Origin of the sequence: Parabacteroides sp. AF27-14 (assembly GCF_003635425.1) — a bacterium.
GTDB lineage: Bacteria > Bacteroidota > Bacteroidia > Bacteroidales > Tannerellaceae > Parabacteroides > Parabacteroides distasonis.
In genome coordinates this window covers 101296-123201 of the sequence record NZ_QTLZ01000007.1, presented here as the reverse complement: position 1 = coordinate 123201, position 21906 = coordinate 101296, and the positions used below count along the sequence as shown (strand labels likewise).

Below are 21906 nucleotides of genomic sequence, written 5' to 3'. Positions count from 1 at the left end.
GATGAAAAAAAGAACTTATTTATCAGCAGGATTGGCTTTGTTGATCGGGACATTGTCGGTTCATGCGTCTCCGGGATTATCGGATGTCAAGAGCCGTGTATTACCGGCGGTTTATAAATCGAAAAACGGACTGACCCAAAAGGTCGAGATCTCCGTAAAACATGAAGGAGAACCTTCTACAGTGACGATCCATTTAGGCGAGCAAAGCCATAAAGAGAAACTGGTGTCCGGGGATAATGTATTCCGAATCGAGATACCCGAGGTTAGCACGACTCGCCAATTACCGTTGACGCTGACAAGTGGGAAAGAGAAAGAGGAAAGTACGGTTACCGTAAAACCGGTTCGCCATTGGCAGATGAATATGGTGCAACACACCCATACGGATATCGGTTATACCCGTTCCCAAATGGAAATCTTGGCAGAACAGCTTCGATACATTGATTATGCGTTGGATTATTGTGACGCTACGGATAATTATCCGGATTTCGCTAAGTTCCGTTGGACTTGCGAGATCGCTTGGGCGGTTAGCGAATATTTGAAATGTCGTCCTGCGGAACAGATCGCTCGCTTGAAGCAACGGGTAAAGGAAGGCCGTATTGAATTAGCAACGATGTTCTTGAATTTTGACGAATTACCGGATGAGCAGACACTTGCCGCTTCTCTTTATCCGATCAAGCAATTCAGGGAAAATGGGATGCGTGCCGAGGTAGCTATGCAAGACGACGTGAATGGTATCGGTTGGTGTTTCAGCGAGTATTTCGCAGATGCCGGCGTGAAATATGTGAATATGGGAACCCATGGTCATCGAGCGTTGATCTGCTTTGATAAACCTACGGTGTTTTGGTGGGAATCACCTTCTGGGAAGAAGGTCTTGACTTATCGTGCGGAGCATTATCACTATGGTAATTTTTTCGGGATTCATACAGATAACTTTGACCAGTTTGAGGAGCGTGTTTTAACTTATTTAGGTGAAATGGAAGCGAAAAATTATCCGTATGATATATTAGCGGTGCAGCATTCGGGATATCTTACGGATAATGCGCCCCCTTCGACTAAAAGTTGCGAGATGTTACAGAAATGGAATGAGAAGTATGAATGGCCGAAATTACGCACGGCGGTAGCCAGTGAGTTTTTTAAGACGGTAGAGAGCCAATATGCGGATCATATTCAGACTATTCGTGGAGCTTGGCCGGATTGGTGGACGGATGGTTTCGCTTCCGGTGCCCGTGAAGCCGCCATATCTCGTGTGACTCATTCGGATATTATCGCGAATCAAGCCGGATTGTCATTTGCTAAAATGCTAGGCGCTCAATTGCCGAAAGACATCAATGATCGGATTCAGGACATCAACAAAGCTCTTTTGTTCTATGATGAGCATACTTTCGGGCATAGCGAGAGCGTACGTAACGCTTATGGACTGGAAACTTGGGAACAACGCTCCTTGAAACAATCGTATGCGTGGGAAGCCTATCGCCATTCCGGTTTGCTGGGAGAGGCTACTATGGGTATATTACAATCATTCGTGCCTAAAAGCGACGTTCCGTCTATCGCTGTATTCAATACGCTCAACTGGAGTTATAGCGGTATCGCTAAAGCTTATGTCGATCATCAGATTCTTCCGAAAGACAAGGCTTTCGAGATCGTGGATGCGGCTGGCAACGTAATTCCCGCACAAGCTGGCGAAAGCCGTTCCGACGGTACCTATTGGAGCTTTTACGTGAAAGATGTCCCGGCCTTGGGATATGCGCAGTATTATATAAAAGTAAAGGATGCGCCACGTCCGGAAATACAGGGCGCAACGGAATTAAAAGAGACACATGTGGAGAATCCTTGGTATGCCATCGACTTCAATACCCGTAAAGGTACGATTCGTAAATTATATGATAAGGATTTGAACAAACAATTGGTTACGCCGGATGCGGAATGGGAGATGGGAGAGTTTATTTATGAGATTATCGATAGCCGTCATCCGATGGAACAATATCGTGCTCCCCAATTCCTCCGCCGTCGTCCCGAGAAGATGCGTTTCGAGAAATATGAGAAAGGCGATGTTTGGGATACATATCGTTTTCGGGGAGAGACAGTAGCGGGACGTGAGCCGAATAATTTGATGGTGGAATTCCGTGTATTTAACGTAACAAAGAAAATCGAGGTAGTTTATCGCTTGCGTAAAAAAGCGGTAACAGATCCGGAAGCGGTTTATATCGCTTTCCCGTTTGAGGTTGAAAGCGGTAAGATCCATTTGGATGTACCCGGCGGATCGATTGAGGCGGGTGTAGACCAAATCCCGGGCTCCTCTAACGATTGGTACACGGTGCAAAACTTCGCTACGGCTCGTAATGGAGAGTCACAGGTCGTGATGGGTAGCCAAGAAATACCATTAATGCAATTTGGGGCGATCAATACGGGGCGGTATAAGGCCGGAGCCGTACCTCAGTCCACGAATATGTATTCATGGCCGATGAACAACTATTGGGTAACCAATTTCAATGCGGACCAAATGGGAGAGATGCAATGGAGTTACTTCATCAACTCTTCGAAAGACAACACTATTGAGTATGCGACTAAGTTCGCTTGGGAAAACCGGATTCCGTTCTTGACCCGTGTTTTGCCTGCCGGAGATAAAAAGGTGGAGCCTCTTCAATCGGCTTCCATTTTCAAGATCGTACCGGAGAATTTGTTGTTGGTAAACATGAGGCCTGTGGAAGGCGAGAATGCTGTTATGCTTCAATTGCGTGAGATAGGCGGGAAGCCAGCTACTTTCTCCGTAACTTCAGATAAAATTAATTTTGTGAAAACTACGGTTTGTGATGTCGTTGGAGACCCAGTTTCGGGGAATCCGTTGAGTTTCGCTCCGTGGGAGAATAAGTTTATAAAATTATCTTGGTAGCATGGTAGGGGCGGGGTTTGCCCGCCCTTATCCAGTTTGTCTTATGTTTGTATATTGAATGTTTTGATAGGATTTAATCCCAAATAAATCGGTATTATTCTAAGCAGAAGACTTGCTTGTGTTAGAGTGATGGGTGAAGAGTGTCATGAGAGACTCTGTTTCGGGTAATGCCTTATTGGATTTCAAGCCTTGTGGGAATAAGTCTATGGCGCTTTCTTGGTAGAAAGATTGTAGATAATGTGGTTCTTCTTTTATTTATAAAGGAAGGCTAAATTTTTTTATATTATCCAGTCTCTGAATATATTATCTGTTTTTTTCATAGAAGCCATACTAGTGCCATTTTCGCCTAGCCTTGAATCTTAATAAATTTAACATTTGTTTATTGTAACCAATTTAAAGTGTTTTTACTGTTAATATTTGATAGTTAATTATTTATGTGATAGAAAGACGATGATACTATTGTAAGTCCGTACGGAACAATATATTTTTAGTACATTTAAGGGCTGATATTCTTGGTTTCAAGGGGTGATTTGTGATAAATGTGTCATTTTTATTAAAAAAATACTATAGATTTAAGTCTAGTTTACAAAAAAAGTTATACATTTGCCCAGTTTTTAATGATATAGACCATGAATGGCGCACTAGTTCCGTACGAACTATGTCCATCTATAACGATAAAAATTACATAGACAATGTAATCAATCTAAACTTAATTAAAAAACAAAGCAAAATGACAAAGAATGAATCTAAGCTATTATCCATTCAGGGGATAGCTAAAGCCTCAGCGTTCTGTTTGCTGCTTTCTGCCTTCTCTGTAAACGCCGCTATGGCCGCTCCCGCTCCCGCAGGCACGGTTGATGAAGTAATGGCAGTGCAGCAAGGCAAGAAAGTAACAGGTGTGGTTGTTGACGGTACAGGTGAGCCTGTTATTGGCGCTAACGTGGTGGTGAAAGGCACTACAAACGGTACGATCACTGATTTCGATGGAAATTATACGATCGAGGGTGTGCCCGCCGACGGAGTTTTGGTGATTTCCTATATTGGTTATTTATCTCAAGAGATCCCTGTAGGCAACCAATCTGCAATCAATGTTACATTGAAAGAAGATACACAGACTTTGGATGAGGTAGTAGTAGTAGGTTACGGTACGATGCGTAAATCGGATGTAACAGGTTCTATTTCTACAGCTAAAGGAGAAGAGATGTTAAAAGCTCAAAACTTTAGTGCATTGGATAACTTGCGTGGTAAGGCTGCCGGTGTAAATATCTTCTCTAACTCTAGCCAGCCGGGTGCTTATGGTAGCCGTGTTGTTATCCGTGGTCAAGCGACAATTAATGCCTCTTCTGATCCGTTGTATGTTGTGGACGGCGTAGTAATGGAGAACTTCTATTTGATGAACCCGAATGACATCGAGTCTATGGAGGTATTGAAAGATGCTTCCGCTACCGCTATCTATGGTGCTCGTGGTGCCAATGGTGTTATCATGGTTACTACGAAACGTGGTAACAAAGAAGGTGGAACGAAGGTTAGCTACTCTGGTTCTGTAAGCTTGGCTCATCGCGCTCGTAAGATGGATACGATGAATGCGCAGGAGTGGTGCGATGCTTTTATGCAAGGTATTGAGAATGAGAATAGATGGGGATCTGATAAGGATGGCAATCCATTTAACTGGTCTACTAATCGTGCGGATTGGTTTACAGATCGTCGTTTCTTCGATTCTAACGGTAATCCTCTTTATGATACAGATTGGCAAGATGAGGCAACTCGTACAGCGATCTCTCATAACCATCAATTGAATGTTCAGCAAGGTGGCGAGAAATCATCTATGGGTGCATTTTTGAACTATACTGATAACCAAGGTATCATGTTGAATACCTATTCAAAACGTTTGAATGCAAAGATCGCTTATGATGCGAATCCTACAACATGGTTATCTACAGCGATCAACTTGGCGGTGAACCATACTTGGGGTAACTCTACTCCAGAAGACGGTGGTGGACAGGATGCTCGTCGTACTATGATTGAAATGGTTCCTTGGATGCCGGTTCAATATAATGGCAAATATACCTCCACCAATACTCCAGAAGGGATGCCAATGGACTTTGAGGCAATGTCTAACCCTGTTCATATCTTGAAGACCTATAAGAATATGAACTATAATACAAAAGTATTCGGTAATGCAGCCTTGACATTCCATATCATCGAAGGTTTGGATTTGAAGACTCAATTCGGTGTTGACGCTAACTTTAAGACTTTGCATAAATATATGCCAAGTGACTTGGTGAATTTGGCATATGACCAACATGGACGTGCTGAAAGATATCATGCAAATACTCTTTATTGGCAGGAAGAGACTTACTTGACTTATAATAAGACGATTGGCGAGCACCGTATCAACGCTATGGCCGGTTTGTCTTGGCAGGAGCGCAAGTATGATTATTCTAGAATGTATACAGAAAACTTCACTACCGATTTCTTTGAGGACTTCAATATGGACGCAGGTACGAAGCCTGATGCTCCGAAGACTTATTGGGAACGTTGGGCTATGAACTCCTATTTCTTACGTTTCGCTTATACATTCAAGGATCGTTACTCCGCTACAATTACTGGTCGTTATGACGGTTCTTCTAAGTTTGGTAAGAATAATAAATATGCGTTCTTCCCATCAGCGGGTTTGGCTTGGAACATCACGCAAGAAGACTTTATGTCTGATCAAAATACGATCAGCAACTTGAAGTTGCATACCAGCTACGGTTTGACTGGTAACTCTGAGATTGGTGTTTACAAATCTTTAGCAACAGTTAAGAGCGAAACGTTATTATTGAACGGAACACGTAATTCCTATTCTTATTTAAATAGATTGCCTAACTCTGATCTGAAATGGGAGAAAACCGCCCAGTTCGATATAGGTTTCGATTTAGGTTTGTTCAATAATAGAATTACGTTAGATGCTTCTTATTACAACAAGAAGACTTCTGATCTGTTATTGGATGCTCCGGTTCCTCATACAACAGGTTTCGAGACTGTTTATAAGAATATCGGTTCTATCCGTAACCAAGGTTTGGATCTGATGTTATCTACTCGCAATATTGATACAAAAGACTTCACATGGACAACATCCATCAATGCTAACTTCAATAAAAATAAGATCTTATCTTTGGGTGACAATGACGAGGATATCTTGAAAAACGAATGGGTGAGCGGTGCTTCTATCTTGCGTGTAGGCGAAAGCGTAGGTAGTTTCTATGGTTACAAACGTTTAGGCGTTTATACAATAGAAGATTATGAAGCTGGTAACTGCCAGAAGAAACAGATCGGTCGTGCGAAACGTTCTTCTGAGCGTGAGATCATAGGTAAAGGTGTACCCGATTGGACTGGATCTATGATCAATACATTACGTTACAAGAATTGGGATTTCACTTTGGATTTACAATTTGTCGCTGGTGTTCAGACCTTGCAACAGTTCTATCACTCTACATATGACCGTTTCGGACAGACTAACGGCTTGACAAATATCTTGTATGACGCATATAATGGAACGAATCCTAATTCTATGCAGCAAGCTATCTGGTTGTTCAACGGTGGTCACGCAGGACAGGATACTTTGACAGACTCTCAATGGGTGGCTAATGGTTCTTATTTACGTGCGAACTTAATCCAGTTAGGTTATACTTTTGACTCAAATCAATTGGCAAAGACTCCGTTTAGTAGCTTACGCCTATATTTGAATGTGAACAATGCGTTCTTGATTACAGCGAAAGACTTTAATGGGTACGATCCTGAAAGTACATCTCAGATCTCTACATCTAACGGTTCAGTATCTCCAGAACAATTTGGTCAGAATATGGCCTTCTTCTCTTATCCGAGAGCTAGAACGTTTACGTTGGGTGTAAATGTAATATTTTAATTAATTAAATTATTCAGAAAATTGCAATGAAAAAAATATTAACAACAGCTATTTTATGTGCGGGATTGGTAGGATTTACCGCATGTGACAGTTTTTTGGATGAGGATCCGAAGTCGTCCTTGACTTTGGATACCTATTATAAGACAAGTGCTGATATTATTGGCAATGTCAATTATCTATATCGTGATGGTGCTCCTGATAAGATGGGTAATATGACTGGTGCTTATAGAGGTTCTAGCTTGTCTGTAATGAACATGGTAACTGGTTATTTCGTGAATGAATATGAAGGTCAGGAAGTAGACTGTTCCTATGCTCGCCAGTTGACTCGTCAGGACTTTACGCAATCTTGTTGTAATTATTTGACTAATGACACTTGGAAAAGTTGTTATAAGTCGATCAATGTAGCGAACGCAGTTATCAAGTATGTTGATGGTGTGGAAATGGATAATCAAGCTCAGTATAAAGCAGAGGCTCGTTTCTTCCGTGCATTGAACTATTTCTATCTTGTAAAAATGTTTGGTGATGTTCCAATGGTTACAGAACCTACAGAAGATGCTACTTTGGTTGAATATCCGACTCGTACGGCTGCATCGGAAGTTTTCAATACAGTTATCATTCCTGATTTACAGTTTGCTGTAGAGAATTTACCTAATGCTACTTTTGCAGGAAATAGTCACCGTGTGACAAAATATGCGGCTGATATGTTGCTGGCCGATGTTTACATGAGACTAGGAGAGTACGCTAATGCGGTTACTCCATTGAAAGATGTAATCAATAGCGGAAAATTCGCTTTGGCTACTAACGATAACCTTGCGGAAGGTAGTGCGTTCAATAAGTTACGTACAACAGATGATCTGCCAGAGGTTATTTATGCCCGTGAATATGACGCAGCTATTTCTCCTAACGGTAATATCCCGGTTCACGCATTCAATTTGATTTCTCCGACATTCTTCGCTAATTCTTCTACTGGAAACAAATACTCTTTGTGGGTAAATGTGTATGGTGTTAGCGAGCGTTATTTGAATGTGTATGGTGAGAAAGACTTGCGTGCCCAGATGAATCAGTTCTTCCATCGTACATATACGCATCCTGTTGATGGAACAACTCTGGATATGAAGATGCTTTGTAACTGGTACTGGTATGATGAGACTGCTATCTTAGAGACTGGTAAGGGTACGAAAGACTGGAACTTCTATCGTTATGCTGAAACATTATTATCTGCCGCTGAAGCTATCGCTCAGTCTAGTGGGGTAAACGCTGAGGCTGCCGGCTATTTGGCACAAGTTAAGGCACGTGCTAACATGGAAGGTAAGGATGTTTCTACAATCGCTTCCGAGCTTCAAAGATTAGGCAAGCAAGCTTTTATTGAAGAGTGCTGGAAAGAGCGTTTACGTGAGTTCCCATTGGAAATGAAGATTTGGGATGACTGTGTTCGTACAGGTAAATTCCCTCAAATCTCCGCTACAAACAAAGGTGAGGTTCAATTCGTTGATTTAATTGGCGCTAAGAATGGTAGCGGTGCTACATTCAAGGCAACAGACTTATACTGGCCGATCCCTGTAAACGAGATCCAACGTAATCCGAATTTAACTCAGAATGAGGGATATTCAGCGAAGTAATTACTTTTTATTTCAATAACTGATGGCTGAAAGGGAAGGATGAGTGATTATTCTTCCCTTTCTTCCTTAATACAAGAACCCCATCATCCATAACGGGATCTTATTTTTATATCATCCGCAACGATAAAACCGTCCGGTATCCCTTCTATTGGTGAGTACCTTTTTCGTTTGCCACCGATCTCGAACGTATAAATTCCATCCACTAAAAAATCGTTGGCTTCGCTCATACTTTACAAATTTATCCTTTCTATTTTATCTGTAATACTCGGATGTAAATCTAAGGTTGTTACTTGGTGAGACTTTTTCAATTGGTTCGCAAAGAACGTCTCCCGCATGTTGCCGATATTCGCTTTCAAAGGCGAGAGGATATACATCAGATTTCTATTTTTCAAGTAGATATTGTCCGGCTTTTGCAGGCGAGAGATACCAAAAGTAGAAACAGTTGTAGGTCAGCTTACTTTCTGCCAATACGTTTAGATAAGTCAATAAAACGTTTCTCGTGATACTAATCCATTCGCAGAGCTTACTGATATTCGGGATAAAAGGGGCCGGTAAAGATAATTTGCAGTTCTGGCATATCATCGTATATATTCTTCAACTCTTGGCTTTACTGGGGGGATTTATGTACCTCATCCAAGTGTAAGCGTGTTCCTCCTCGTTTCACGAAACGATCCGCAAAGTCATATAATGTATTGTCAGAGAAATAGATACTATCTAAGCTGACATATATGGTTCGTTCGTCTTGCGGAAAATTTCGCTTGATATGCTGTTGCGGTACACTCCCCGAGCACCTCTTATACCGATCAACCGGGCATCCCGATTAATCTCGTACACCGTGCTTCTAATAAAGGCGGTAGAGGTAAATCGCAACTTCTTTCGATACATCTCTATCAATCGCTCCATAATCGTACTTATATATATGCAAATATAACAAATTGTTTATAGCAGAGAGCAATTTTGGGCGTTTTTTGTTTACAGAAGGAAGCAATTGCTTATCCTCTAGCCTGTGTCAAAGTAAAGGATGTTTATGAAGTACTAGTGACTTGGCAAAGTAATATATACTGCGTGGGCAAAATAAGTATATATCCTTTGAGTAAGTCAGTAGTACTGCTCAGAAAATCATTCTTTTTTCTTCACCTTCCAACCGTCCTTCTAACTTAGCAGAATCCAGTATGTCATTTCTTGCTCTTTTGTTTTCATAGTTGAAAGTGAATAATAAGACAACCAAACCAAAATTCTGTATATTATACATTGTTTCATGCAACTTGCTGACTAATCAAGCTACCAAAAAGAGAGGGAAGGATGATCGCTCATTCCCTCCCTCTCTAGCCATCAGTTATTGAAATTTATTATTGAACGGCATAACCCTCATTTTGAGTCAAACTCGGGTTACGTTGCATCTCGTTCAAAGAGATCGGCCATAACAAGTCGGAAGACTTGAAGGTCGCGCCGGAAGCGTTCTTTGCGCCAACTAAGTCAACGTATGTAACCTTACCCTTCTCTGTAGAAGAGATTACAGGGAACTTACCTGTACGCAAACAGTCATCCCAAATCTTGAATTCCAACGGGAACTCACGCAAACGCTCTGTCCAGCATTCCTCGATAAAGGCCTGCTTACCTAATTTCTGAAGATCGGCAGTAATTGCGGCTACCGTCTTACCTTCCATGTTTGCACGAGCCTTAACTTGTGCCAAATAGCCGGCAGCCTCAGCTGTTACACCTTGAGACTGAGCGATAGATTCAGCAGCGTCAAGCAAAGCCTCTGCGTAACGGAAGATATCACGGTCTTTCGTAGAACGTCCTGTGTTCAACAAAGCGTCCTCATCATACCAGAACCAGCAACCACAAGCATTCTCAGGAGCCGTCCAAGTCTTGCCATTATCCGGATTTGTATAATTCCAATGGAAGAATTGATTTGGCTGGATACGTAAGTCGTTTGCCGCATACACGTTCAAGAATTGATTCGTTGGCCCGTATGTACGCTCAAAGATAGAATACGTACCAAATATAGCTGTAGCCGCTGAGTTGAACGCATAAGTAGGCCACCAACCACCGTTACTGATCGTTGCGTTGTACTCATAAGAATAGATAGACTCAGCCAAACCGTCTGTCGTACGGATCTTATTATAGGCAGAACCCAATGCTAAATCATCGTTGGTTGCCAAAGCATGCGGAGAATCGATCACCGTCTTTACCGCAGAAGCAGCGTCGGCATACTTACCTTGTTGCATATAAACGGAAGTCAAAACCATAGCGGCAGCATACTTCGTGATACGGTTACTATTGTTGTAGAAAGTAGCAGCCGGCAAAGCATTAACGGCATCCTTCAAGTCGGATTCGACCTGAGCATATACTTGCTCTACAGAAGCACGCTCCAAATACATGTTCTCCATAGATTCGTACGGCTCTACTGTCAATGGAACACCACCAAAGATCTTCACCAAGTTGAAGTAGTTCCAAGCTCTAAAGAACTTTGCCTCACCGATCAAACGATTTGCCAAAGACTGATCCATTGAGATCTCGGGGATATACTTGATAGCGCCATTAGCTACGTTGATAGCCTTGTAGCAATCATCCCATATACCGTCAATAGTTACGGAAACAGTCATCGTATTCTGCTGACGAGTCAACTCGCGAGAATATTTACAAGTCAGCTCCTGACCTTCATAACTGTTTGTAAAGTAACCGGTCAATTGTCCTGTGATAGAGGCAAACGGACCTACGTAAGCACTACCCGCACCTGTGAGCTTACTTGAAGCTCCCGTACGATACAAATAGTTCACGTTAGCCTGAGCTTGAGCCTCTGTCTGGTAATAATCCGGGGCTGTCAACGATGACTTCGGTTTCTCTTCCAAGAAATCATTACATGCGCTGAACCCGGTTAAACAAGCGCATGCAATCGCTACTGTCAATATTTTTTTCATTTCTAAAAATTCTACTGATTAAATGAATTAAAATGTTACATTAACACCGAACGTGAAAGTTCTCGCTCTTGGATAAGAGAAGAATACCATGTTCTGACCGAACTTATTACTATCACCCTGCGATGTACCCTCAGGATCGTAACCTGTGAAATCGCTAGCAGTAATCAAGAATAAGTTATTCGCACTTGCGTACAAACGCAAAGCAGACAAACCGATCTTGCTAATCACGTTTGAGTCAAAAGTATAACCCAATTGCAACATGTTACAACGCAAGTAAGAACCATTGGCGATCCATTGAGAATCTACTGTCGTATCCTGACCTGCATGGCCTGAGTTACACAAGTAAACAGCCTGTTGCATCGTGTTCGGGTTCGATCCGTTATATGCGTCATATAAAATATTGCTCAAACCATTCGTGATACCGAAACGGTCGTAAGTAGAGTGGTAGAACTGTTGCATGGTCTCAACACCCCATACGAACTGCAAGTCCATCGTCAAATCGAAGTTTTTGTAAGAGAAGTTGTTGATCCAGCTTCCAGTCCAGTCCGGCATACCTTTGCCGATGATCTCTTTCTTATCCGTACGTTTCGCACGACCGATCTGGTTCTTCTCGCACAAGCCGTTATTGAAATCTTCCTCCGTATAAACACCCAAACGTCTGTAGCCATAGAAAGAACTCATGTTCTCACCTACACGCAAGATACTTTCAGAACCACCTACCCAGCTGTTCATCTCGATATCCTCATTATTGTCGCCCAACTGAAGGATCTTGTTCTTGTTGAAGTTTAAGTTAATCGTAGAACTCCAATTGAAGTCTTGTGTCTGAACTGGGCGTGCGCTGATCATTAAGTCCATACCTTGGTTTCTTACAGAACCGATATTCTTATACACTGTCGTGAAACCTGTAGTGTGAGGAATCGGGCAATCCAACAATAAGTCGGTTGTCTTCTTGTTATAGTAAGCTACATCGAAAGACAAGCGGTTCTGCCAGAATCCAATCTCGAAACCAACATCAAACTGACCAGTCTTCTCCCATTTCAAATCCGGGTTCGCCATAGAGCTGATGTAAGAATACGGAGCGCGAATATCGTTGATCAAAAGCGTACCAGAAGAAACACGAGCCAATGACCGATAAGTGTCAATCTCGGAGTTACCAGTCAAACCGTAGCTAGTGTGCAACTTCAAATTGCTGATCGTGCTTTGATCTTGCATGAAATCCTCTTGAGAGATATTCCAAGCCAAACCTGCAGATGGGAAGAACGCATACTTGTTGTTTTCACCAAACTTAGAGGAACCATCGACACGACCTGTTACGGTTGCGGAGTAACGATCTTTATATGTATAAGCGAAACGCAAGAAATAAGAGTTCATCGCCCACCGATCGTAAGAAGACTCAGGAGATGCCGGAGTTGTACCTGCGGACATATTATTGTCCTCAAAGAAATCATCCGAGAAACCTTCTGTTCGTGCCTTATTCCACTTTTGCACACGCTCTTGCCAAGACAAACCAGCCATAGCGTTGATACGATGATCACCGAATACCTTATTGTAAGTCAAGTAAGTCTCCTCCTGCCAATAAAGTGTATTCCAATTTTGGTACTCAGCCCAACCATTCGGCATGGAGATGTTGTTCAAATCGATAGAAGAATAACCTCTATACGTTTTATTATGATGGTCAAGACCTAGTTGAGTCTTCAAATCCAAACCTTCAGCCAAGTGGAATGTCAAAGCGGCGTTACCAAACACCTGCGTGTTGTAGCGCATACGTTTTTGCATATCCAAGATCATGACTGGGTTAGACATACCCTCAAAGCCTAATACATCACCAATGGAAGAAGAGGTAGAAGTGGTATATTTACCATTCTTATCGCGAATCGGCATCCAAGGAACCATCTCGATCATGGTACGACGAGCCTCTTGGCCACCACCATCCTCAGGCGTATAACGCCCCCATGTATGGTTAACCAATACATTGACTGCCGTAGACAACCACTTCGTAGGATTTGCGTCGTATGCCAACTTCGCATTAATACGCTTATTATACGTATTGTTTACAATACCCTGTTGATCCGTATAGTTCAAGAAAGCACCCATTGAAGAGCTCTTACCCGCTTGTTGGATATTCAACTGATGGTTGTGAGAAACCGCGGTACGAGTAGCCTCATCTTGCCAATTCGTATCATACAGAGGATTACCGTTTGCATCAAAGAAATCTGAATCATTAAACCAATCAGCACGGTTCAAAGACCAATTTTTACCTTGCCACTTATTCTCGTTTTCCAGACCAATCATGAATGCGTCACACCACTCTTGGGCGTTCATCGTATCCATCTTACGAGCGATATGGCTTGCGCTGACAGATCCTTGATAGCTAACCTGTACACCTTCACCATCTTTCTTACCACGCTTCGTAGTTACCATGATAACACCATTGGCACCACGAGCACCGTAGATAGCGGCAGCGGAAGCATCTTTCAAGACCTCCATAGACTCGATATCATTCGGGTTCACCAAGTCGAAGTTCTCCATAACAACACCGTCTACCACATATAGAGGGTTTGAAGAAGCGTTGATAGTAGCCATACCACGGATAACGACACGGTTAGAATAAGCACCCGGCTGGCTGGAGTTTGAGAAGATGTTTACACCAGATACCTTACCGCGCAAGTTGTCTAGCGCACTAAAGTTTTGATTCTTTGTCAAGTCGTCTCCTTTAGCCACACCGATAGAACCGGTCACGTCTGACTTACGCATCGTACCATAACCTACAACTACAACCTCGTCCAAAGTTTGAGTGTCCTCTTTTAAAGTTACTTTTATTGAAGATTGATTTTCCACCGGGATCTCTTGGGACAAATAACCGATATAGGATACCACCAAGATGTCATTTGCGGACACGCCTTCCAACGAGTAATTACCGTCGAAGTCCGTGATCGTACCATTTGTAGTGCCTTTCACCACCACGTTAGCGCCAATAACAGGCTCACCAGCACCATCAACAACCATACCTGTCACTTTCTTACCCTGCTGTACGACCATCACTTCATCAACCGTACCTGCGGAAGCGGGAACGGCCATAGCGGCGTCTACAGAGAAGGCAGAAAGCAGCAAACAGAACGCTGAGGCTTTAGCTATCCCTTGAAGGGATAATAGCTTAGATTCATTCTTTGTCATTTTGCTCTTGTTTTAAATTAAGTTTAGATTGATTACATTTATATGTAATATTATATTGTAGAATAGACATAGTTCGTACGGAACTCGCATGTGATATTTAATCTTTTTCGGGAATGATAAAAGTGCGATGAATAGGGCATGATCTAGCTCATTGGATTTCTTTTTTCTAATTCTTTTTGTTAGATTTGCACCTAGATTCGTATAATGCCAGAAATTCATAAGAAAGAAAGGGATATTTCTAAATAAATGACACGAGAATCACTTTCTATTCATGTTAATTAAATGGATATTTGTAGTCCAACTATGAATATAAAACACAAAAACGGATAAATTATATTATTAATTAAATAGCTATATCATGAAGAAAAAAAGCGTTTGGGCTTTAGCTTTAGCGGCGATGTTGATGTGGGTGGGAAAACCTGCGGTAGCGGCTGTGAATGAGGCTTTTGATCCAGTAGAGTATGTAAACCCGCTAATGGGTACGCAATCTTCTTTTGAGTTGTCTACAGGAAATACCTATCCGGCGATCGCTCGTCCGTGGGGTATGAATTTCTGGACTCCTCAGACAGGAAAGATGGGAGATGGATGGCAGTATGTATATACGGCTAACAAGATCCGTGGCTTTAAACAGACCCATCAGCCAAGCCCGTGGATCAATGATTACGGACAATTTGCAATCATGCCGGTGGTTGGTAAACCGGAATTCGACCAAGATAAACGTGCGAGCTGGTTCTCGCATAAAGGAGAGATCGCCAAGGCTTATTACTATAAGGTATATCTGGCGGAGCATGACGTGGTAACGGAATTAACGCCGACAGATCGTGCCGCTATGTTCCGTTTCACTTTCCCGGAAAACGAGCATTCTTATATCGTGGTGGATGCCTTGGATAAGGGGTCTTATATCAAGGTGATTCCGGAGGAGAATAAGATCATCGGTTATTCAACGAAGAATAGCGGTGGGGTTCCCGATAATTTCAAGAATTATTTTGTGATCGAGTTTGATAAGCCTTTCACATACGAGGCTACATTTGCCGACGCTTCTTTGAAAGAGGGTGCGAAGGAGCAAACGAGTGACCATGTAGGAGCCGTAATCGGTTTCAAGACGAAGAAGGGTGAAATCGTTCATGCGAAGGTGGCTTCCTCTTTTATTAGCTTCGATCAGGCCGCTATCAACATGAAGGAATTAGGTAACGATAACTTTGATACCTTGGTTCAGAAAGGTAAGGATGTTTGGAATGAGCATTTGAGCAAGATCGAGGTTGAGGGTGGAGATTTGGATCAATATCGTACGTTCTATTCTTGTTTCTATCGTTCATTGTTGTTCCCTCGTAAGTTCTATGAGATCAACGCTCAGGGCGAGGTGGTACACTACAGTCCGTATAATGGTGAGGTATTACCGGGTTATATGTTTACCGATACCGGATTCTGGGATACGTTCCGTAGTTTGTTCCCATTCTTGAACTTGATGTTCCCGTCGGTAAACAAGGAGATGCAAGAGGGCTTGATCAATACATATAAGGAAAGCGGCTTCTTCCCGGAATGGGCAAGTCCGGGTCACCGTGGTTGCATGGTCGGTAATAACTCGGCGTCTATCTTGGTAGACGCTTATATGAAGGGTGTGAAGGTTGACGATTTGGAGACTTTATATAAAGGTTTGATCCATGGTACGGAAAACGTTCACCCGAAGGTCTCTTCTACAGGACGTCTGGGTCATGAATATTATAATAAGTTAGGATATGTTCCTTACGACGTGAAGATCAACGAGAACGCCGCCCGTACATTGGAATATGCTTACAATGACTGGTGTATCTGGCAGATCGCTAAACAACTAGGCCGTCCGAAAAAGGAATTGGAATTATATGCCCGTCGTGCGTTGAACTATAAGAACCTGTACGACAAGGAAACCAAGTTGATGCGTGGCAAGAATGAGAATGGCGAGTTTATGGCTCCGTTCTCTCCGCTGAAATGGGGTGACGCTTTCACGGAAGGTAATAGCTGGCATTATTCATGGTCTGTATTCCACGATCCTCAGGGATTGATCGACTTGATGGGCGGTAAGGAGTCATTTGTGATGATGCTTGACTCCGTATTTGCTGTACCGCCTTTGTTCGATGATAGCTACTACGGTGGTGTGATCCACGAGATCCGTGAGATGACCGTGATGAATATGGGTAACTACGCTCATGGTAACCAGCCGATCCAGCATATGATTTATTTATATAACTATGCGGGTCAACCTTGGAAGGCTCAATATTGGTTACGTCAAGTAATGAATAAGATGTATACTCCGGGTCCGGATGGTTATTGCGGTGATGAGGATAATGGCCAGACTTCCGCTTGGTATGTATTCTCAGCGTTAGGATTCTATCCGGTAGCTCCGGGTACGACCCAATATGTGTTGGGCGCTCCGCTGTTCAAGAAGGCTACGATCCATTTTGAGAATGGAAACAACTTGGTGATCAATGCCCCGAACAACAGCGATAAGAATATCTATATCGAATCCATGACGTTCAACGGCAAGAACTACACTAAGAATTATCTGGATCATAACGATTTGTTTAAGGGTGGCGTGATCGACTTCAAGATGGGTGACAAGCCGAATATGAATCGTGGTATTAATCCGGAGGATATGCCTTACTCATTCTCCGTAAACGAGGAAGGGATCAATAAACTTTCCCCTATTTCTGTAAAACCTAGTAAAAAGAAGAAATAAGCAATTAAGATGAATTTCATTCATAAACCATTAATGTCAGGCATAGCGATATGCCTGACATTTTTCGCATACTCCTGTGCTACACCGGAGAAAACGGAAAACAAGACAGACTTTACCGCATATGTAGATCCTTATATCGGATCGGGAGAGCACGGACACGTATTTGTCGGGGCGAACGTTCCGTTTGGAGCTGTTCAAGTAGGTCCTCAGAATATTTTTAAGGGATGGGACTGGTGTTCCGGTTATCATTACTCCGATAGTATCATTATCGGATTTAGTCATACGCATTTGAGCGGAACCGGATGTTCTGATCTGGGGGATATCCTTCTGATGCCTTATACGGGCGAGGTACGTACCGCCCGTGGCGAGCAAGATAATATAGAGGGAGCCGCTTCTTCCTATTATAAACATGCCAACGAAGCCGTAGCTCCGGGATATTACTCTTTGCTGATGGATAATGGCGTAAAAGCGGAGTTGACGGCAACCGAGCGTGTAGCTTTACATCGTTATACGTATCCGTCGGGAAGCGAGCATCGCCTCTTGATCAACTTGAAGGAAGGTATCGGTGATAAAGCGTATGACACTTATTTGAAGAAGATTGATGAGTACACGATCGAGGGGTACCGTTTTTCCAAAGGTTGGAGCCCACGTCACAAAGTATTCTTTACGTTGAAATGTGATCAGCCGATCGAGTCTTTGGCTGTATTCAACGATGATGAGGCCGCGGGTAATGATGAGTTGACAGGCGAGTCCGTAAAGGGAGTGATTACCTTTAAGGGAGATGCCCCGACCGCCTTGGTAAAGGTCGCTATCTCTTCCGTAAGTTGTGAGAATGCCTTGGCTAACTTACGTACGGAGCTTTCTCATTGGGATTTCGACGAGGTTCGTAACGAGGCTATCGATAAATGGAATGACCAATTGTCTTGTATCTCCATCGATACGAAAGATGAGCGTGCCAAGAAGGTTTTCTATACCGCCATGTACCATGCGTTTATCGCTCCGACGTTGTATTGCGACGCGAATGGCGATTTCCGTGGCCATGATGATAAGGTGTATACGAACAATACTTGGAAGAACTATTCCACTTTCTCTCTATGGGATACGTATCGTACCTTGCATCCGTTGTTCACGATTATCAAGCCTCAATATGTGTCGGATTTGGTGAACTCTATGTTAAGCATTTACGACCAGCAAGAGAAATTACCGATCTGGCCGTTGATTGGTGGTGAGACGGATCAAATGCCGGGATATAGCGCTGTGCCTATTATCGCGGATGCCTATCTGAAAGGTTTTACCGGCTTTGACGCCGACCGTGCGTATCGTTATATGGTTGCTTCCTCTGTCTATGAGAAGCAAAACGGGGTGCCGTACGTGTTGGAAAAAGGCTATATCCCTTGTGATAAGGTACGTGAGGCTACTTCTATCGCGATGGAATACGCAGCCGATGATTGGGGTATCGCCTTGATGGCGAAGAAAATGGGCAAGACGGAGGATTACCAGAATTACTTGAAACGTGGTAAATATTATACGCAGTATTTCGATAAGGATATCAACTTTATCCGTCCGAAAATGAATGATGGCAGCTGGCGTACGCCGTACGATCCGATCCAGTCCATACATAGCGTAGGCGATTTCTGTGAGGGAAATGGTTGGCATTATACATTCTTCGTGCCCCAGCATCCGGAAGGCTTGATCGAGTTGATGGGTGGCGACGCTCCGTTTATCTCGAAACTGGATTCTTTGTTCTTGGTGGAAGGTGAGTTAGGAGAGAACGCCTCTCCGGATATCAGTGGCTTGATCGGCATGTACGCCCATGGAAATGAGCCGAGCCATCATGTCACTTATCTTTATCCTTACGCCGGCGAGCAATGGAAGACAGCCGAGAAAGTTCGTTACATCCAAGATGTGTTCTATACCGACCAGCCGGAGGGCATCATCGGAAACGAGGATTGTGGCCAGATGTCCGCTTGGCATATCATGTCTGCCTTGGGATTTTACCAAGTAAATCCTTCCAATGGCGTGTTCGTGTTCGGTAGCCCGTTATTCGATAAGGCTTCCGTTCATTTGCCGGAGGGTAAGACTTTCGAGGTCGTAGCCCAGAACAACAGCAAGGAGAATGTATATATCCAATCCGTGTTGTTAAATGGTAAACCTTATAACAATTCTTATATCCTGTATGATGATATCGTGAAGGGAGGGAATCTTACCTTTGTGATGGGAAGTACACCGAATAAGGAGTTCGGAGCTGCCCCGGAAAATCGTCCGAAGACGGCTGAGTAAATAGCTCCTTTACCAGTGAGCGGCTTGCTCAGTTACTAGTGAGACAACGTCTCACGGATTGCCGGGAAAGTACCCGGCTGAGAAGCAAAGAATAATTAACGAATTAATAATCGACAAAATGAAGACAAAGCTTAAAACTTCGATGGCCCTTTTGGCTTCCGCTTTCCTGTGGGTGTCATGCGCCGGTGGGGGAGGGACTTCTCCTTCGGCGATGGACCCGGTGGATTACGTGAATCCTTATATGGGAAACATCAGCCATTTATTGGTGCCTACTTTCCCGACCGTGCATTTGCCGAACAGTATGCTACGTGTATATCCGGAGCGTGCGGACTTCACGGGCGACCGTCTGGGCGGTTTGCCTATTATCGTGACAAACCATCGTGAGCGTTCTGCGTTCAATTTATGCCCTTATCAAGGTGACGAATCCGGCTTGCGACCCGTGATCGCTTATAGCTATGACCGGGAGAAGATTTTGCCGTACCGTTATCAGGTATATCTGGATAATGAGGAAATCGACGTGGACTTCGCCCCGTCCCATCAAAGTGCCGTATATTCGCTCACTTTCGAGAAAGAGGGACCGGCTTATCTGGTATTTAACAGCCGTAACGGACAGCTACAAGTAAATGGTAACGCCGTAAGCGGTTATCAATATATAGATAAGAAAACGAAAGTCTTTTTATATGCCGAGACGAACCAGAAGCCTGTGAAAGCGGGGGTATTGTCGAACGGCAGTGTCAACTATAACGAGACTTCCGTGGAAGGTATCAATGCCGCTATCGCCCTTTCCTTCGGGGAGGACGTGAAGAAACTTGGCGTTCGCTACGGTATCTCTTTTATCAGCGAGGAACAGGCGAAGAAGAATCTGGAGCGTGAGATCGCCGCTTACGACGTGGATGTGGTAGCGAAGATCGCCCGCAACGATTGGAACGACGCTTTAGGTAAAATACAAGTACAAGGCGGTACCAAGGATGAGAAGACCGTATTCTATACCTCTTTATATCGTTGCTACGAACGCCCGATAAACTTGAGCGAGGACGGACATTATTACAGTGCTTTCGACGGAAAGATCCATGAGGATGGCGGACGGTCTTTCTATACGGACGACTGGATTTGGGATACCTACCGTGCTACACATCCCCTGCGTGTCTTGATCGATAATGAGCGTGAGAACGATATCATCAACTCTTATCTCCTGATGGCGGAGCAGATGGGTACCGATTGGATGCCTACCTTCCCGGAGGTGACAGGAGATACACGCCGTATGAACTCAAACCATGCTGTCGCTACCGTGATCGACGCTTACCGCAAGGGCTTGCGTGGGTTTGAGCTGGAAAAAGCCTATATCGCTTGTAAGAAAGGTATCGAGGAAAAGACCTTGATCCCGTGGTCTGCCGCTCCCGCCGGTTGGTTGGATGATTTCTACAAGGAACATGGCTATATTCCCGCATTGAGACCGGGAGAGAAAGAGACGGTGCCTAACGTATCCATTTGGGAAAAACGTCAGCCGATCGCAGTGACTTTAGGTACTTCGTATGATGAATGGTGCTTGTCCCAGATCGCTCAAGAATTGGGAAAGAAAGACGAGGCGGATTATTATTTGCGTCGCTCTTACAATTACCGGAACGTATTTAATCCGGAGACAGGTTTCTTCCATCCGAAAGATAAGGATGGCAAGTTTATCTATCCATTGGATTACCGTTATGATGGCGGTCTAGGTGCCCGTGATTATTACGATGAGAATAACGGATATATTTATCGTTGGGACGTACAGCATAATATCGGTGACTTGATCTCTTTGATCGGAGGCAATGAGGCGTTTACCTCTGCCTTGGATTCCATGTTCAATACGCCGCTGGGTATGTCTAAATGGCAATTCTATTCCACGCTTCCGGATCATACGGGTAACGTAGGTATGTTCTCTATGGCGAATGAGCCGAGCTTGCATATCCCGTACTTGTATAATTATGCGGGTAAGCCTTGGATGACCCAGAAACGTATTCGTACCTTATTGAATCAATGGTTCCGCAATGATTTGATGGGTGTGCCGGGCGATGAGGACGGTGGTGGTATGTCCGCTTTCGTTGTTTTCAGCCAGATGGGATTCTATCCGGTGACTCCGGGTTCTCCTACCTATAATATCGGTAGCCCGATGTTTACCGACGTGAAAGTGGATATGGGTAACGGCAATACGTTCGAGATCCGTGCGAATAACGCATCCGATGAGAATAAATACGTACAATCCGCTAAGTTGAACGGCGTAACCTTGAACCAGCCTTGGTTCAATCATAGCGATATCGCCGCTGGTGGTTTGTTAGAGTTAGAGATGGGGCCGAAAGCGAATAAGGAATGGGGATTGGGAACGCCTCCTCCTTCTGCCGCTCCGATGCCTAAGTAAAAAA

Annotated in this window: 10 protein-coding genes; 6 read left to right on the top strand and 4 right to left on the bottom strand. The window is 43.6% G+C overall.

Annotated features, from left to right (window positions below; all coding sequences use genetic code 11):
- Window position 1: 1 nt before the first annotated feature.
- The 3 genes from DWY79_RS09615 (at window position 2) to DWY79_RS09605 (ending at window position 8416) form a co-directional block, all read left to right on the top strand.
- Window positions 2–2890 carry a glycoside hydrolase family 38 C-terminal domain-containing protein gene (locus DWY79_RS09615; RefSeq protein WP_057317029.1) on the top strand — a complete coding sequence of 963 codons (2889 nt, stop codon included), beginning with the start codon at window positions 2–4 and terminating at the stop codon, window positions 2888–2890.
- 730 nt (window positions 2891–3620) lie between these two features.
- Window positions 3621–6797, top strand: coding sequence for a TonB-dependent receptor (locus DWY79_RS09610; protein WP_022192405.1), 3177 nt, complete (start codon window positions 3621–3623; stop codon window positions 6795–6797).
- Between the two features lie 26 nt (window positions 6798–6823).
- A complete protein-coding gene (locus DWY79_RS09605; RefSeq protein WP_008779636.1) occupies window positions 6824–8416 on the top strand; it encodes a RagB/SusD family nutrient uptake outer membrane protein in 1593 nt (530 codons plus the stop codon).
- Between the two features lie 83 nt (window positions 8417–8499).
- On the opposite strand, the gene DWY79_RS22735 is transcribed toward DWY79_RS09605, so the two are convergent.
- The 4 genes from DWY79_RS22735 to DWY79_RS09585 all read right to left on the bottom strand — a co-directional run bounded on the left by DWY79_RS22735 (window position 8500) and on the right by DWY79_RS09585 (window position 14514).
- On the bottom strand, window positions 8500–8643 hold the full coding sequence (locus DWY79_RS22735; protein WP_005866422.1) for a hypothetical protein: 144 nt from the start codon (window positions 8641–8643) through the stop codon (window positions 8500–8502).
- Between the two features lie 487 nt (window positions 8644–9130).
- On the bottom strand, window positions 9131–9319 hold the full coding sequence (locus DWY79_RS09600) for a hypothetical protein (RefSeq protein WP_005866426.1): 189 nt from the start codon (window positions 9317–9319) through the stop codon (window positions 9131–9133).
- 446 nt (window positions 9320–9765) lie between these two features.
- Window positions 9766–11340, bottom strand: coding sequence for a RagB/SusD family nutrient uptake outer membrane protein (locus tag DWY79_RS09590; protein WP_005866428.1), 1575 nt, complete (start codon window positions 11338–11340; stop codon window positions 9766–9768).
- Window positions 11341–11367: 27 nt separating this feature from the next.
- The gene (locus DWY79_RS09585; RefSeq protein WP_005866430.1) at window positions 11368–14514 is read right to left on the bottom strand and encodes a TonB-dependent receptor; all 3147 of its coding nucleotides are present in this window, start codon (window positions 14512–14514) and stop codon (window positions 11368–11370) included.
- Window positions 14515–14872: 358 nt separating this feature from the next.
- Between DWY79_RS09585 and DWY79_RS09580 the strand changes: the two genes are divergently transcribed.
- The 3 genes from DWY79_RS09580 (at window position 14873) to DWY79_RS09570 (ending at window position 21902) form a co-directional block, all read left to right on the top strand.
- Window positions 14873–17227, top strand: a complete 2355-nt coding sequence (locus DWY79_RS09580) for a GH92 family glycosyl hydrolase (RefSeq protein ID WP_057325870.1) — start codon at window positions 14873–14875, stop codon at window positions 17225–17227.
- A 9-nt stretch (window positions 17228–17236) separates the two neighbouring features.
- Window positions 17237–19507, top strand: coding sequence for a GH92 family glycosyl hydrolase (locus DWY79_RS09575; RefSeq protein ID WP_057325869.1), 2271 nt, complete (start codon window positions 17237–17239; stop codon window positions 19505–19507).
- A gap of 118 nt (window positions 19508–19625) precedes the next feature.
- Window positions 19626–21902 carry a GH92 family glycosyl hydrolase gene (locus DWY79_RS09570; RefSeq protein ID WP_057325868.1) on the top strand — a complete coding sequence of 759 codons (2277 nt, stop codon included), beginning with the start codon at window positions 19626–19628 and terminating at the stop codon, window positions 21900–21902.
- Window positions 21903–21906 lie beyond the last annotated feature (4 nt).